Raw genomic sequence first — 17,374 nt, 5'->3', positions numbered from 1 at the left:
TCTATAGATATTCATTATATGAAACTTATACCAGCTTATAAATTTCTGATGTATCCTGTTGCCCGTATATTCAGACTGGCACTCTTACTGCTTGTCGCTATAGTTGTGGGTTGTGGAAAACCTGATAAAAAGTTTGTAATAGCTGTATCTCAATGTTCAGAAGATGATTGGCGCGACAAACTCAACGAAGAATTGAAAACGGGAGAGTATCTCAATGATTCCATTATGGTGAAACTTGCTTCATCCAACGATGACAATGTATTGCAGAATAAGCAAATCAACCAGTTTGTTGATGAAGGCGTGGATTTGTTGATTGTTTCACCAAATCAGTTGAGTGCCATATCAAAGGCTGTAGAACGTGCCTATGACAGAGGTATTCCTGTTATTCTATATGACCGCAAAACCAATTCCGACAAATATACCGCATTCATCGGGTGTGACAATTATGTTATTGGCAAGTCGATGGGTACTTTCATCGCACAACAGCTTCATGGCAAGGGGCGCATCGTGGAAATCCGAGGATCGGAGGGCTCTTCACCTGCCATAGAGCGTCATCGTGGTTTTATGGATGCTGTCAAACACTATCCTGATATTCATCTTGTAGCCTCAGAAGGTGGTGATTGGAAGGAAGAAAGTGGTATAAAGGCCATGAAACGTATTCTCCAACAGACACAGGATTTCGATTATGTGTTTGCTCATAACGACCGATTGGCATGGGGGGCCTATGTGGCAGCCAGACAAATGGGCGTTAACCGCAATTATAAATATACTGGTGTGGATGGCATGGCTACCGAAGGCGGAGGCTTGGAATTGGTGCGCGATGGTGTGTTTGAAGCATCCTATCTCTATCCCACCAAAGGCGATGAGGTCATTGCATTGGCTTTGACGATACTAAACCATCAACCTTATCAGCGTGATAATTACCTAAGCTCTTCCATCATTACTAAAGCAAATGCCGAACTCACCCTTATGGAGGCAAGAGATGCCGAACGGCAAACGCACAAACTAAGAACGCTCCACCATCAAGTAGATAAATATCTATCGGATTATAATGCCCAAAAGGTTCTGTTGATGAGCTTGGGACTTTTCCTACTGGTATGTATTATTGCTGCTACGTTGATATTCAGAAGTTATATTGTCAAGACTCGACTCAATGAGAAACTTGCCAATGCCAATGATGAATTGAAGCGCATGAATGGGGAATTGGAAGATAAGAACGATGAACTGAAACGACTCAACGATGAGGTGATGGAGTTGACCCATTCGCGCTTGGTATTCTTTACCAATATCAGTCATGAACTCCGTACACCATTGACTTTGATAGCTGATCCGGTGGAAATGTTGCTTGATGATCACAATATCAAGGGACGTAGTAGGGAACTACTTGGTATGGTGAAGCGCAACGCATTGGCATTACAGCAACTCGTAGGTTCTATTCTCGATTTCCGAAAGATACAAAATGGAAAAATGACATTGACGCTCAATCGTTTCAATATTGTAGAGGCTATGACCTTATGGGTTGATGACTTCCGACTGACGGCAGAGCGCAAGATTATCCAACTCCACTTCAACACCGAAGGCTTTAAAGCTTCACCGACCATCATTGCCGATAAAGAGAAAGTGGCACGTATAGTATTCAATCTCCTGAGTAATGCCTTGAAATATACTCCGTCTGGTGGCAACATATTTGTTTCGCTTTGTGATGCAGAAACTCCTGATGCATTGCGCATCGATGTGAAAGATACAGGAAAGGGCATTGCACGTGAAGAGATAACGCAGGTATTTGAACGTTTCTTCCAAGCCCAGGGTGCCGCCAGCGGTACAGGCATAGGATTGGCATTGGTCAAATCCTTTGTGGAATTGCATCATGGTGAAGTATGGGTGGAGAGTGAAAGTGGCAAGGGTGCCGACTTTATTGTGGTTCTGCCTCTTACCCAAGAAGGTGAAGTGGAACCAGAAGAGTCAGAAGGTAACATAGCTGTTGATGAGAGTAGCATGCAGTATATTGATGACGGAGACAAACTGCAGGGCAAGGTTCAGCAATTGGTAAATCCCGATACCGACCGTCCCACATTATTAATTATAGACGACAATAATGACATCCGTCAGTATGAACGTACTTTGTTGCAGGACGATTACTTTGTATTGGAAGCAGCTGATGGCAAGGAAGGTCTTGATGTGGCAATAAAGGAAGTGCCCGATTTAGTAGTATGCGATGTGATGATGCCCGTTATGGACGGTCTCGAATTTACCGAACGTTTGAAGACCAATACTGCTACGTCGCATATTCCCGTCATCATGCTGACAGCAAAGAATCTGGAAGAACAGCGAGCAGAGGGTTATGAGCATGGGGCAGACTCCTATATCACCAAGCCATTCCATAGTAAGGTGCTTCTTGCTCGTATCAACAATCTGTTGAAGCAACGCCAATTGTTGAAGTCGCTGTTCAAGGATATTACGCAGGCCGATGAACAGACGATAGACCAATCGTCCATGGATGATCGCGATAAACAGTTTATGAAACAGTTGCACCATATTATTCAGTCAAATCTCTCGCGCAGTGAGTTTGGTGTTGAAGATATTGGTAGGGAAATCGGTTTGAGCCGTGTACAACTTTATCGCAAGGTGAAGGCCATGACAGGTTCTTCGGTTGTTGACCTGATGCGCAAGGCACGGCTCTATAAGGCCAAGCGCCTCTTGGAGAATCGTAGCATGAGTATAGCAGAAGTTGCCTATGAAGTAGGTTTCTCAGCACCGTCTTATTTCACCAAATGTTTCAAAGATGAATATGGTATGTTACCTGGTGAAGTAGGGTAGGGTTGGTTGTAACTATATGAAAACCATGCATTAAAGTTGGTATTTAATGATAAAAATCGTTCATGGACTAATAAAAATGTTACCATGAACGATTTTTTGTATCCGATGAAATGATTTTTATGTACGGTGTTCTATTCGTATCGTAAATTTGCAGCAGAAATCAAACAACAATGCTAACAATAAAAAACGTAACGATTATGAACACCTTATTCAATGGTAAATTTGCAACCGTCACAGTGCTCACAATTTCATTATTAAATGTAGCGGCAGTTTTTGCGCAAGACGACAATGCCAATGCCAAAGAGGAAGGCAACCGCAATGTAATGCTCAATGCTGCCAGTGCTAATGGTCCACGTGAGATTCAAATCGGACTTCCCTCTGCCGATGTCAATGTGTTGGAGAACGGTTTGCCTGTCACCTATGCCACCAATCCCCATTCAGTTAACACTATTTGGCGCGGTGATGCCAGTTTGAGTCACCAAGGATTGCTCAAAATAGCCGAAACAGCCATCACCACCGGTAATATCGGTTATGCAGTCAATTCATTTACCCAGAAGGGACAAAAGGGATTCAATGGTACGCTGAACTATAAGAGCAACCATTTCGGACTGCAAGAATTCTCTTTGAATATGAATGGCGACTTGGGTAAAGACTGGTACTATAGTATGAATATGTATCAGGATTTCGATCCGGGAACCTTCAAAATCAAATCCACTCCTTATCAAGACCGCACTCAAATCTATAAGGCACTCCTTACTAAACGCTATAACGGCAACCGTGGTGAATTTACCGCTATGTACAAATATGCCAACAGCCATAATGTATATAACTATGCCACTCAGAGTGCTCCCTTTGTCTATGTGGGTGATGGCAGCGTGAAAGAGTATGGCAAATTCAAACTCGGTACTACTTCTTATCTTCCCACTGATAACAATATGACCTATCGCAATATGCGTACAGGAGAGTTGGAACAGACCACACTCTACGATGCTTGCGTGAATAAAGCCAGTGAGGTGACACTGATGAATACTTATCGGTTTGACAATGGCTTGAATTGGAAGGCTACTTTGAAATATGACCACTCTCGTGGTGCCATGGTGTTTCAGACTCCTATGGCTATTATCGACTTGAAGAGCGATGACAACCAAGGCAGATATCAATATATGTATCGCGATATTGACGACAAGACTCAGGCCTACGACGGACAGTATGTCCAGACCCGCATGTCATGTCTCAATGCCGGAACCATCGACGAGGCTCTCTTTACTTCTGAACTTTCTAAGAAGTTCCGCAATTCAACCCTTCGATTGGGCATCAACGAGTGGTTCTATCATATCGACTATTGCTCAAACACAACCATGTACGATCAGAGCGTGCCAGCAGATGGCAGTTATGCCGTTCGTGTATGGGATGCCAACCAGCGCAACAGTTATTTCTATGACTTCAACAAGAACGCTTCAGAATACTATAAGGGAAGTGAAAATAAATTGGCACTCTATTTTACCCACGATTGGGATGTGACCAAGAAATTGAATCTCTACTATGGTGCTCGCTTGGAATGGCAGAAACTGAAGGGTGAGAATGCAGCAGTGAAGAATGCTCAGGGTGAGTTTGTCGGTCGTTTTGCTGACTATCATCTCGGTGCTACAGTCGCTGATGGAACCAAGATAGCTCCTGTAGATTTGAGCTACAACTGGGTGAACTACGATTTCTCGCTGGCAGCAACTTATAAGTTGACCAATAAGTTTGGATTCACTGGCGATTTTACTTATATCGTGCAGCATCCTAAGTTTGAGGCATTCGCACCAGCAACATTGCCTAATACCGATAAGATCTCAGTGCCACTGGGACGTGCAGGAATCTATTATAACAATTCATGGTTGAGTCTGACCTCGTTGTTCTCATACATTTCAAAGACGAACAATAACTCAACGCTCAATTTGCAACATGGCAGTGAAATCAAGGCAGCACCTTTGGCATACGATATCCAGACTTGGGGCTGGACAACTGATGCAGTGGCTCATCCTTTCAAAGGATTTGATTTCCACTTCCTCTTCACTTATCAGAAACCTACCTACAAGAAGTTTGAAACCTCTGTAACTTTCAACGATGGCTATATTGGTAAAATCAATGCCACAGGCAATATTGTTGCTGAGATTCCTCAGGTACTTATAGAATTGGATCCTAGCTATATGATAACCAAGAATATCAAGCTTTGGACCAGTTTCCGTTACTTCAGCAAGACCTATGCCAATATCAATGAGGCATATTACTTCAACGGTCACTGGGAAACCTTTGGCGGTATCAACTGGCAGGCCACCAAGCGCCTCGCACTTGGCTGTACAGTAGTAAACTTCCTCAATCAGACTGGTGCTAAAGGCAGTATTGCCGGTGCCGAACTTATTACCAAGGATGAAGCCAAGGGTATTAAGAATCAAATCATGACAGGTAGTTATCTCCGTCCATTTACTGTAGAATTCTCAGCATCGCTGAAATTCTAATCGCTTCAATCTTTATAACATTATCGACAGCCTCTGTATAGTATCACCCCATTAGTTGTCAGGCCCTAATTAGGATAACATAGATTCAGGATAACACAGATATTGATATCAATTACGTTAAACAGGATATGGTTGTAATGCATAAACACAAATAAAAGAATATTCATATATAATACACCTTTCATACGGGTGACTGATTCGGGATGTTACATATACAGAACTGTTGATAACACAAGAAAAACAGAAATCCAACGTTTATATAGTACAATCCTAAAATACTAACACAATGAGAACAAACAATTTCATCAAAGCATCTTGCCTGCTACTGATGGCATCTGCTTCTTCTGCTTTCGCACAGAAAATGAGTATCGAACATAAAGGTGACACCACTGTCATCAAGGTTGAAAACCCCACTAAGTATCTGCTGCTCCCCGTCCAGGAAGAAAAGGATGAAGCACAAGTGTTACTCGATACAGGTAGCAAGGATGATACTTGGATGGATGTGCGACTGGCACAGAACGGTGCTGACTATTACGTGCCATTCGCCTTGGGTAAGGGAAAAACTGCAACGGTTAAGATTCTTGGTTTGAAGAAAGATGCTTTGGCTGTCAATCTGATGAAACTCAATGATACATTCGATACCACCAACACCGATTACTATCGTCCTTCTTACCATTTCACTCCGCTCTATGGCTGGATGAACGACCCCAACGGCATGGTCTATAAAGACGGTGAGTATCATCTCTACTTCCAGTATAACCCCTATGGAAGCAAGTGGGGCAATATGCACTGGGGACACGCAGTCAGCAAAGATCTCGTACATTGGAAACATCTCGCCCCAGCTATCGCCCGCGACAATATGGGCCATATTTTCTCAGGAAGTTCTGTCGTTGACAAGCGCAATACCGCAGGCTATGGCAAGGATGCCATCATAGCGCTTTATACTTCAGCAAGTGATAAAAACGGTCAGATTCAGTGCATGGCATACAGCACCGACAACGGTCGTACTTTCACCAAGTATGAAGGCAATCCTGTGTTGACACCATTCGATGGCTTGAAGGATTTCCGTGATCCGAAAGTGTTCTGGTATGAGAAAGGAAAGTGTTGGTACATGATCGTTTCTGCCGATAAAGAGACGCGTTTCTATAAATCAAAGAATCTCAAGAAGTGGGATTATGTCAGTGCCTTCGGCAAAAGTATGGGTCAGCAACCTTGTCAGTATGAGTGTCCCGACTTCTTCCAGTTGCCTGTCAATGGCGATAAGAAGAACAAGAAATGGGTGATGATTATGAATATCAACCCCGGTTGCTGGTTTGGCGGTAGTGCTACTGAGTATTTTGTTGGCGATTTCGATGGTAAAAACTTTATTTGTCCCGATGCTAACGATGTAAAATGGCTCGATTGGGGTAAGGATCATTATGCAACTGTTACCTTCTCAAACACGGGTGATAGAGTATTGGCGATGACCTGGATGAGCAACTGGCAGTATGCCAATCTCACTCCGTTCAAGCAGAATCGTGGTGCCAACGGTTTGCCAAGAGAGTTGAAACTCTATGAGAAGAACGGCAAATACTATGTTTCAGAAGATGTTGCCCCTGAGGTTTATGCCTTGAGAAAGGATACTAAGGATATCGCTGATGCTACTGTGGCAGATGCCAAAGAATTGAAGAGTGCTGTTGCCAATATGGAAGGCGCCTTCGAGATTGAGGCTGATGTTACTCCTGATGCCAACGGTATTGCAGGTATTGAGATCTCAAATAACAAACGTGAGCGTACCCTGATCTATTTCGATATGAAGCAGGGCAAGGTAGTGATGGATCGAACCGAGAGTGGCTTGACCGACTTTGGCAAGCAGGCAAGTCCCCATGATATCGAATTAGCATGGGACAAGCAACTTGTTGCAGAAGGCAAACAACCAGCCCGCATCACCAATTCTATCAACTATAAGAACGATTTCTCCCTTGCCACATGGGCACCACTGACGCTATGCGAGGATGGCAAGACCACTTATCATGTTGATATCTTCGTAGATAAGTCATCTATCGAACTTTTTGTAGATGGCGGTCGCATTGCCATGACCAACCTTTTGTTCCCTGTTGAACCATATGAGAATGTGAAACTCTATAGCAAAGGCGGTAAGGCAGAATACAAGAATGTAAAGCTCCACAAGATTGCATTATAATGATTGTAGCACTATAAACATCAAAAAGCAATGGTCTTCCCTAACTGGCAGACCATTGCTATAGAAAAATAAACAATGAATAAATCATCTAAGTTGACCCTTATCCCGGTGATGCTCTGTTTCTTCGCCATGGGATTTGTAGATCTGGTAGGCATTGCTTCTAACTATGTGAAAGAAGATCTCGACCTCAATGATGCTACTGCTAACCTGTTTCCTTCGCTGGTATTCTTCTGGTTTCTGATATTCTCCGTGCCTACAGGCATGTTGATGAATAAGATTGGACGCAAGCGCACTGTGCTGTTGTCGCTCATCGTGACTGCTGTGTCGCTACTGTTGCCTATCCTTGGCGAATCGTTCGAACTGATGTTGGTATCGTTTTCGCTGTTGGGCATTGGTAATGCACTGATGCAAACATCGCTCAACCCATTGGTTTCGGTGGTTGCCACCGGCAAACATCTGGCATCCACTCTGACTTTTGGCCAGTTTGTCAAAGCCATTGCGTCATTCCTTGCCCCATACATTGCCATGTGGGGTGCCATTGCCACCATCCCCACATTCGGTTTAGGTTGGCGTGTGCTCTTCCCCATTTATCTCGTCATCGGCATTGCTGCCACGGTATTTTTGGCAGGAACACCTATTGAGGAAGAAGAGATGAATGGTGGAGTTTCTGGTTTTGGTGAATGTTTTCGATTGTTGGGCAAACCCATTGTTCTGCTGTCGTTCATCGCCATCATGTGTCATGTGGGCATCGATGTGGGCACCAATACCACCGCACCAAAGATTCTGATAGAGCGTCTGCAATGGACATTGAATGAAGCAGCCATTGCCACCAGCCTTTATTTCATTTTCCGCACCATTGGTTGTTTCACCGGTTCATTCTTCCTTCGCATATTGAAACCACGTTTGTTTTTCGCCATTAGCATCGTGATGATGGCGCTGAGCATGATAGGCTTGTTCGTCGGCGAGAGCAAAATCATCCTTTATATCGCTATCGCTTTGGTAGGTTATGGCAACTCCAATGTCTTCTCCATCGTATTCTCCCAGGCCCTTTTGTCAGTTCCAGAGAAGAAAAACGAAGTGAGCGGTTTGATGATTATGGGCCTTTTCGGCGGTACTGTATTCCCACTCATCATGGGTTTTGCCAGCGATGCCGTAGGTCAGGTGGGTGCCGTTGCTGTCATGGCAGTGGGTGTTATCTATCTGTTCTCTTATACCAATAAGGTGGAAATGTAATAGCTTTGTTGAACTTTAAACAATAGAACATAAATTATGAATACTACTTTGAAGAAAAAATACTGTGTAGGATTGGGTGAAATCCTTTTCGATGTGCTTCCTACCGGATCACAATTGGGCGGTGCTCCTGCCAACTTTGCTTATCATGCTGGTCAGCATGGCTTGCCATCGGTAGCCGTTAGTGCTATTGGCAACGATGTTTTAGGCACTCAGGCTCTCCGCTTGTTGGATGAGAAACAGCTCAAACATGTATTGCCTGTGGTAGATTATCCCACAGGTACGGTACAGGTGGAACTTGACAAGGATGGCGTCCCCACTTATGACATCAAGCAAAATGTGGCATGGGACAATATTCCCTTTACCCACGACATTCGTGAGGTGGCAATAGGTTGTGGTGCCGTTTGTTGGGGATCGTTGGCACAGCGCAATACGGTCAGTCGCGATACCATTTACCGCTTTCTGGACTATACTCCAATGGATTGCCTGAAGATTTTTGATATCAATCTCCGTCAGAATTTCTATTCGAAAGAGGTGATTTGTGAGAGTTTGAAGCGTTGCAATGTTTTGAAGATCAACGATGAAGAACTTGTCACAATAGGTCGCATGTTTGGTTATCCCGGTCTTGATATCGAAAACAAATGCTGGTTGATACTCGGCAAATACGATCTCGATATGTTGGTATTGACGTGTGGCGTGAACGGCAGTTATGTGTTTACTCCTGGCAATCTGTCTTTCCAAGAAACTCCAAAGGTGGAGGTCGCTGATACTGTTGGTGCTGGCGACTCGTTTACAGGCACGTTCTGTGCATGTATTCTCAAGGGCATGAGTGTGCCCGAAGCCCATAAGCGTGCTGTTGAAGTGAGTGCTTATGTCTGCACCCAACAAGGTGCTATGCCGGAAATACCCCAAGAACTTTTAGGATAACACACAAACATAGTTATGACATGCCCTATGGTTTTCAGAAGCCGTGCGGCATGTCTTTTGTTTGTTATAAGCTGACTCCTATACTGTTGTCAAGTAGATAGGAAAAGGAGCAAATGACGTTTGAAGCCATTCAGTACAACTGTGATAGGTGTGAAAACAGACGCCAGTAAGCATGGTGTGAAATATCTATTTGTAGGCAAATCAAATTGTTTTGCTGACCAATTTCATCGTATCTTCTCAGCAATTTCATTGAATTTCCTCAGCAAATACATTGAATTTGGTCAGCAATTTCATTGAGTTTACTGAGCAAATTCATTGAATTTGCTCAGTCATCAACTATTCGTTGATTTAAAGTGAAATAGGCTCGTATGGCAAATCGAATACATCTGCCACAGCATGGTAGGTCACTTTGCCATTAACCACATTGAGCCCTTTGTAGAGTGCATGGTCGTCTTTGCAAGCCTTCCGCCATCCTTTGTCTGCCAGGGCAAGGGCATAACTCAGTGTGGCATTGGTAAGCGCCATTGTAGAAGTATTGGGCACAGAACCTGGAATGTTGGCAACGGCATAGTGAACAATATCATCCACAATATATACAGGATCGGAGTGGGTAGTGGGATGCGACGTTTCGAAGCAACCGCCCTGATCAATAGCAACATCTACAAGTACGGTACCCGGCTGCATCATCTTCAGCATTTCTCTGGTGATGAGGTGGGGCGCTTTGTCGCCCGGAATCAATACGCTGCCAACAACGATATCAATGTCGGGCAGCATCATCTTGATATTGTGTGCAGTAGAGTATAGGGTGTGCGCATTTACCGGCAGTTCCATTTCGAGTTGGCGAAGGCGTGGCAGCGAGATATCTGTAATCCATACGTCAGCTCCGAGTCCGCAAGCCATTCGTGCTGCAGCTTCACCAACGGTTCCACCACCTAATATCAGCACCTTGACGCGGTCAACACCGGGCACACCACTGATGAGTTTACCCTTTCCGCCTTTGGTTTTTTGCAGATAATAGGCACCGTTGAGTGTAGCCATACGACCAGCCACTTCGCTCATAGGGATGAGCAACGGCAGTTTATGGTCGTCAGTTTCCACTGTTTCGTAAGCCAGACAGACCGCTCCGGTTTTTATCATAGCCTCGGTAAGTTGTCTGTCGCATGCAAAATGGAAGTATGTGAAAACGAGTTGATCCTGTTTAATCAACTTGTATTCCTGTTCTATAGGTTCTTTCACCTTGATAATCATCTCTGCCTCGTTATAGACAGACGCTATGTCGGGGAGAATTTTAGCCCCCACAGTTTCGTATTTTTCATCACTGAACCCGCTGTTGATGCCTGCTGTGTGTTGTACAAACACTTGGTGCCCATGGCGAATAAGTTCTGCTACTCCGGCGGGTGTCATGCCAACTCTGCTCTCGTTGTTCTTGATTTCTTTAGGAATACCGATTTTCATAATAGTAGGGTTTTAAGTTAAACATATTTTTTACGCCGTAAATTTATGAAAAAATCGAATAACTTGTATTTCACAGATGAAAAAAATAGCATTTTTTAATAAAGAAAATAGTCGTTTTGATGGGTAGAGTTTGCAAAACGAAATAAATCACAGATAATAGCGGTTTTAGAGCTGACAGAGCCGGACAAAGACAGACCTTAATGGCCACAAGCGGACAATGGCAAACACAGCCAGACGATCATGGACAAAGACAGACTGACAGGCAGGCAATTATCTGCAGTGGAACCCATGTCATATCGAAAGATCAGGATAGAGCGTTTCTGAAAAAAGCATAAAGAAAGAGAGGAATGTTTGGTAGTCTCCATAAGAAATCGTAACTTCGCACTTTGAAACAATAGTGTTTCGTAGAGATAAAACAAAAACCTGATGAAGATTCAATCAACAAAATACAATCGCCCAATACATCAGATGTGGCACATGATGGCTATGACGGTGATGCTGCTGATGCTGGCTGTTACACCGCCCATCATGGCGCAAGAGGACCAAAGAGCATTGCCCGATTCTACGCTACATCTGCCTGAACTCAACGCTTACGGACAGATGCAGCCCGCTGTGAGTCATTGGCCTGTGGGCTATGTCGGGATGGACAACTGGAAACTGCATAAGGGCATGAACCTCATGCTCGGTGCAAGCGTCTTTACTTCGTTTGGCAAAGGATGGAAAGGTGCAGGCTTCAGCCAGCAGGTCAGCGGCATGTATGCACTGCCAGTGACCGAGAAACTGTCGCTCGCCGTAGGTGGCTACTTCCATAATGCCGATTGGGCAGGCTATAATCTCCGTCAGGCAGGATTCAATGCCGTGCTCGATTATCGTTTCTCACAACGTTGGGAAGGATTCCTCTACGGACAGAAAACCTTGATGGGCAATAAGATTCCTGTGCCCGTCTATGACCATGAACTCGGCGATAGAATAGGGGCAACCGTTCGCTACCACTTCAATCCATCGACATGGATACAGGTATCGCTCGAAACAGGCCATCGCCCATATTATTATTAATGTAGAAAACAACAACGACAGCATGATAGTCTGTATAGCAGAGAAACCCAGTGTTGCACGCGACATCGCACGCATCATAGGTGCCAACACAACCCATGACGGATATATAGAAGGCAACGGATACCAGGTGACATGGACCTATGGTCACCTCTGTACGTTGAAAGAACCCAACGACTATACGTCCATGTGGAAGTCATGGAATCTCTCATCACTGCCCATGATACCGCCACGCTTCGGTATCAAACTGATAGAACAGGACAGTATCAAGCGCCAATTTGCCGTTATCGAGAAACTGATGAAGCAAGCCGAACGCATCGTCAACTGCGGTGACGCCGGACAAGAGGGAGAACTGATACAGCGATGGGTGATGCAGAAGGCCGGTGCTACCTGTCCGGTCAGCAGATTGTGGATATCGTCGATGACCGATGATGCCATCAGAGAGGGATTTGCCAATCTGAAAGACCAAGCAGACTATCAGCCTCTCTATATGGCTGGACTGTCGAGAGCTATAGGCGACTGGCTGTTGGGAATGAATGCCACGAGACTCTACACCTTGAAATACGGTCAAAACAGACAGGTGCTCTCCATCGGACGCGTACAGACTCCGACGCTGGCACTCATTGTTAACCGACAAAAGGAAATAGAAAACTTCAAACCAGAACCCTATTGGGTGCTCGCCACCATCTATCGCGACACCACTTTCACGGCTACCAAGGGAAAGTTTACCAATGAGGAAGAGGGCAAACAGGCATTCTCTACCATCGAAGGAAAACCCTTCACGGTGACCAGTGTGCAGAAGAAAAACGGTACCGAACAGCCACCCCAACTCTACGACCTCACTTCGTTGCAGGTGGATTGCAATAGAAAATTCGGATTCTCTGCCGAGATGACGCTCAATCTCATACAGGCTCTCTACGAGCGGAAATACACCACTTACCCGCGTGTAGATACGCAGTATCTGTCAGACGATATCTATCCCAAGTGTCCTGCTACGCTCAACGGACTCTATCAGACACAGTTCGCCGGTGTGGCACCATACACCGATTTTATCAAACCCATTGGCGGAAAGACGTTGAAAAAGTCGAAAAGGGTGTTCGACAGTGCCAAAGTCACCGACCACCATGCCATCATACCAACAGGAGTGGTGCCACAAAACCTCTCTGACGCAGAACGAAAGGTGTTTGACCTTATAGCCAGACGCTTCATCGGGGTGTTCCTGCCCGACTGTAAATTCTCTACTACAACAGTCACCGGACAGGTAGATGACATCGACTTCAAGGCTACGGGAAAGGAAATACTCGATCCGGGATGGCGTGTGGTAAGGGATACGAAGAAGGAAGTGGTGGATGATGAAGAGAAAAAGCCCGACGACGAAGAGCGCACACTGCCTACTTTTGTCAAAGGTGAAACGGGCGAACATCAGCCAACACTCACAGAGAAATGGACTACACCACCCAACTGGTATAATGAGGCATCGCTCTTGCGTGCCATGGAAACTGCCGGAAAATTTGTGGAAGACGAAACACTCCGTGCTGCCATGAAGGAGAATGGCATTGGCAGACCGTCGAGTCGTGCCAGTATCATCGAGACACTCTTCAAACGACACTATATCAAACGCGACAGAAAGCGCCTCGTGGCTACGCCTACGGGTATCGAACTGATAGACCTGATACACGAAGAACTGCTGAAAAGTCCGGAACTTACGGGCATTTGGGAGAAGAAACTGCGCGATATAGAACATCAGAAATATGATGCCACTCAGTTTATAGACGAACTTAAACAGCAGGTGACTGACATTGTCAATGAGGTGATGCACGACACTACCAACCGCCGTGTGACCGTATTGACAGATGCTGAACTGAAAAAGGTGAAGTCGCCAAAGGCTGAAACAGCATCAAAACCCAAGGCTGCCAAAGCCAAAACCACCAAGGCCAAAGCGAAGCAACAGGCGCTAACTCCCGATGACAGCATCATCGGACAGCCGTGTCCGCTCTGTGGAAAAGGTCATATCGTCAAAGGTAAGACCGCATACGGATGTTCTGACTATCAGCATTGCCAGTGGCGACTGCCCTTCAAAGCATAAAACAAAGCGATGAATACAACTGCGCGCTACCTACCCCTGTTGATGCTCTGCATGCTTCTCATGGCATGTGGTGCCGATCGGGCGCTCAAACAAGGAGACCAGTTGTATGCCACAGGTGACTATTTCGATGCTGCAGCACAGTACCGCAAGGCTTATTCGCAGACATCGCCCAAAGAGCGCACGCAACGTGGACAGATAGCCTTGCGACAGGCGGAATGTTACCGGCGCATCAACTATACCGCAAGAGCCATTACCGCATACCGCAATGCACTGCGTTATAAACAGGGCGATTCTGCCACACGTATGGCTTTGGGACAACAGTTGCTCAAAGTAGGACAATACAAAGAGGCTGCCAAGGTGATGACTGAAATGCTCGATTCGTGTCCGCAAAACAGTATGGCGCAAACGCTCCTGGCGTCTGCCCGTAAGGCTCCGCAATGGAAAAAGGAGGGATCGCGCTATAAAGTGAAACGCGAAGATGTGTTCAATTCGCGACGTTCTGACTATTCGCCGGTATTGGCTGGAGCAGAACACGATCGTCTTTATCTTACTTCTACTCGCAACGAAGCTACTGGCGATGATATCAGTGGCATCACTGGCACTAAGAATGCCGACATCTTCATGGCTCAGAAAGACGAGCAGGGACGATGGTTGAGGCCGCAAGTGATAGATACCGAACTCAATTCCAATGCTGACGAAGGGGCTTGTTGCCTATCGCCAGACGGACGAACCATGTATCTTACCAGTTGTCAGAGCGATGAGCGCTATCCGCGTTTCGCTACCATTGTCACCTCACGCCGTAGTGATGCCACATGGAACAAACCGCAACCGCTTCCTATCACTCGCGATACACTGTCGCTCTATGCCCATCCGGCAGTCAGTCCCGATGGGCAATGGCTCTATTTTGTGAGTGACATGCCGGGCGGAATGGGCGGTAAAGACTTGTGGAGAGTGCGTCTGACCGAAGCTGGACTGGGTGGGGTAGAGAATCTTGGAACACCTGTCAATACCCCTGGCGACGAGATGTTTCCTACGTTTCGACCCAATGGCGACCTCTATTTCTCAAGCGATGGACATGAGGGAATGGGAGGACTCGATATCTATATAGCTCATTCGACAGCATCAGGATGGACTATAGTACATCCGGGCTACCCGCTAAACTCCATGTGCGACGATTTTGGAATGACTTTTGAAGGCAATAAAAACCGTGGATTCTTCTCTTCTAACCGTGGTGATGCCCATGGATGGGATCATATCTACAGTTTTGAAAATCCTGAAATCATACAGACGGTCAGGGGATGGGTCTATGAGCGAGAAGGTTATGAACTTCCCCAAGCTGTGGTCTATATGGTGGGAAACGATGGCACTAACCTCCGACTTAGCGTGATGAACAACGGCTCGTTTACACAAACGGTGCGTCCTGGAGTGGATTATGTATTGATGGCATCATGTCCAGGATATCTCAATCATCAGACCGAACTGCATGTGGTGGAAACCGATGAGTCGCAAGAACATGTCTTGCAGTTTCCGTTGGCAAGTATCACTGCTCCTGTACTGATAGACAATATACATTATGATTTCGATCGTGCCACACTGCGACCAGAGTCAATGGCTGCACTCGACTCGCTGGTAACGCTGCTGAATACCAACCCGCATGTGGCTATCGAACTGAGTGCCCATTGCGACTATAAAGGCAAGGGCGATTATAACAAACGACTGTCGCAAAGGCGGGCTGAAGCTGTGGCGCACTATTTGACAGCACACGGAATCAGTGCCGACAGACTGACGGCTGTGGGTTATGGAAAGGAACAACCAAAGACTATTAAGCACCGTTTGGCGGTGTGTTATCCCTTCTTACAAGAGAATACTGTATTGACGGAAGACTTCATTAAGACACTTACTCCTGAACAACAGGAGATATGCAACCAATTGAATCGCCGCACGGAATTTCGTGTGACCAATACCACCTATGGCATGTTTGATGCCAATGGACAACTCATTCGGAAGTGATTTATACGAATGAAGTGGGGGGAAATGGGGAAATTGGTGGTCGGTCGGTGGTCGATGGAAAAGTTGTTAGCATTACACAAAATGCTGAAAGATAGTAGGTTGCGGTAGTAGGTGGTCGGTGGTAACAAAATGAATGACTCGCGCACATGCGTATGCGCGAGATATTTAAGGAGAGCTTCAAGGATTATAGATTCTCTTTCACGCAAACATACAGTTCGTAGGCGCCAGCGATGGCGAGTCCAAATATCAACATGCTGATGGTGGGCAACATTTCTATGAGACCTCCGTTCAGTAGTGACTGCGTGAATACTTCTATGTTGGTCTTGGCGATAGTGATGGCATCGCTCATGAGAAGCAATGCTATAGCTATAAGGATACAACCCAATGTCCACACACGATTGAACCAATTGGCACGATTGGGCAACCGGCGCATGACACGTTCGCTAAAGCCATTGTCTGCAATAGTCTGTTGTGAAGCTTCTATGAAAAATTGTTGCACGAGTTGTTCGTCTTTTCTATCCATAGCCATTTTGTTTCAGATATTTGGTTAGTTTTTCTTTTCCTCGGAAGAGGATGGATTTTACAGTTCCCTCCTTCATGTCGGTGATCTTGGCTATTTGGTCTATCTTGTAGCCATCGACCAATTGGAGGGTAATGCAGGTGCGTTCGTCGGGCTTGAGCAGTGATAGGGCATGATAGAGATCCATCTGTAGCGATGGATTGCTGTTGCCGTTGGTCATTGGCTCTGCCACGTTGTCAATGTCGGAAGTGGTTTTTCTGCTGCGCACATAATCGTAGAATACATTATAAGCAATGCGCATCAGCCAAGTTTGAAAGGACGACATGGCGCGAAACGAACCGATGTTGCGCCACGCCTTGATAAAGGTGTCTTGTGCCAAATCATCGCTCAACGGTTCGTCGCCAAGCGTCTGATGGAGGAAGAATCGCCGCACAGGTGACTGATAGCGCACCACGAGCTGGTCGAATGCCCGGCGGTTGCCCATCATAGTGACCTGTGTGACGAGTGCAAAATCGGTGAGTGACTGCATTGCTTTATCTGCTTTCTTGTTCCACTTGGATATATGGTTTCTCTACTTGGATGTATTGTTTCGT

11 protein-coding genes are annotated in these 17,374 nt (G+C 45.7%); 8 read left to right on the top strand and 3 right to left on the bottom strand.

Going from position 1 to position 17,374, the window contains the following annotated elements; all coding sequences use genetic code 11:
• Nucleotides 1–18: 18 nt before the first annotated feature.
• The 5 genes from CIK96_RS09060 to CIK96_RS09040 all read left to right on the top strand — a co-directional run bounded on the left by CIK96_RS09060 (nucleotide 19) and on the right by CIK96_RS09040 (nucleotide 9,657).
• Complete coding sequence (locus tag CIK96_RS09060; protein ID WP_094440406.1) at nucleotides 19–2,817, top strand: substrate-binding domain-containing protein; 2,799 nt, start codon at nucleotides 19–21, stop codon at nucleotides 2,815–2,817.
• 197 nt (nucleotides 2,818–3,014) lie between these two features.
• Nucleotides 3,015–5,318, top strand: a complete 2,304-nt coding sequence (locus tag CIK96_RS09055; protein ID WP_094440453.1) for a TonB-dependent receptor — start codon at nucleotides 3,015–3,017, stop codon at nucleotides 5,316–5,318.
• A 286-nt stretch (nucleotides 5,319–5,604) separates the two neighbouring features.
• On the top strand, nucleotides 5,605–7,500 hold the full coding sequence (locus tag CIK96_RS09050; protein ID WP_094440405.1) for a GH32 C-terminal domain-containing protein: 1,896 nt from the start codon (nucleotides 5,605–5,607) through the stop codon (nucleotides 7,498–7,500).
• 75 nt (nucleotides 7,501–7,575) lie between these two features.
• A complete protein-coding gene (locus tag CIK96_RS09045; protein WP_094440404.1) occupies nucleotides 7,576–8,733 on the top strand; it encodes an MFS transporter in 1,158 nt (385 codons plus the stop codon).
• 36 nt (nucleotides 8,734–8,769) lie between these two features.
• Nucleotides 8,770–9,657 (top strand): carbohydrate kinase, encoded by an 888-nt coding sequence (locus CIK96_RS09040; RefSeq protein ID WP_094390656.1) that lies wholly within the window; start codon nucleotides 8,770–8,772, stop codon nucleotides 9,655–9,657.
• Nucleotides 9,658–10,005: 348 nt separating this feature from the next.
• On the opposite strand, the gene ald is transcribed toward CIK96_RS09040, so the two are convergent.
• Nucleotides 10,006–11,112: an alanine dehydrogenase gene (gene ald / locus CIK96_RS09035; protein ID WP_094440403.1), complete on the bottom strand. Its 1,107-nt coding sequence runs from the start codon at nucleotides 11,110–11,112 to the stop codon at nucleotides 10,006–10,008.
• 426 nt (nucleotides 11,113–11,538) lie between these two features.
• Here ald and CIK96_RS09030 point away from each other — a divergent pair, with 426 nt between their 5' ends.
• From CIK96_RS09030 to CIK96_RS09020, 3 genes are read left to right on the top strand one after another with little or no spacing between them, the layout of a single operon-like run.
• Nucleotides 11,539–12,168, top strand: a complete 630-nt coding sequence (locus CIK96_RS09030) for a hypothetical protein (protein ID WP_254047112.1) — start codon at nucleotides 11,539–11,541, stop codon at nucleotides 12,166–12,168.
• A gap of 22 nt (nucleotides 12,169–12,190) precedes the next feature.
• On the top strand, nucleotides 12,191–14,251 hold the full coding sequence (locus CIK96_RS09025; protein WP_094440402.1) for a DNA topoisomerase 3: 2,061 nt from the start codon (nucleotides 12,191–12,193) through the stop codon (nucleotides 14,249–14,251).
• Between the two features lie 9 nt (nucleotides 14,252–14,260).
• On the top strand, nucleotides 14,261–16,261 hold the full coding sequence (locus CIK96_RS09020; RefSeq protein ID WP_094440401.1) for an OmpA family protein: 2,001 nt from the start codon (nucleotides 14,261–14,263) through the stop codon (nucleotides 16,259–16,261).
• 184 nt (nucleotides 16,262–16,445) lie between these two features.
• Here the strand turns inward: CIK96_RS09020 and CIK96_RS09015 are convergent, their stop codons facing one another.
• Entirely contained in the window at nucleotides 16,446–16,784 is a 339-nt protein-coding gene (locus tag CIK96_RS09015; protein WP_158214856.1) for a DUF5056 domain-containing protein, read from the bottom strand.
• Nucleotides 16,777–17,310: an RNA polymerase sigma factor gene (locus CIK96_RS09010; RefSeq protein ID WP_094390651.1), complete on the bottom strand. Its 534-nt coding sequence runs from the start codon at nucleotides 17,308–17,310 to the stop codon at nucleotides 16,777–16,779. Before CIK96_RS09010 ends, CIK96_RS09015 begins: the two co-directional genes overlap by 8 nt.
• Between the last annotated feature and the right edge of the window lie 64 nt (nucleotides 17,311–17,374).

Source organism: Prevotella sp. P4-98, assembly GCF_002251405.1.
Taxonomy (GTDB): domain Bacteria; phylum Bacteroidota; class Bacteroidia; order Bacteroidales; family Bacteroidaceae; genus Prevotella.
This window is presented reverse-complemented; position numbering and strand designations above follow the sequence as displayed.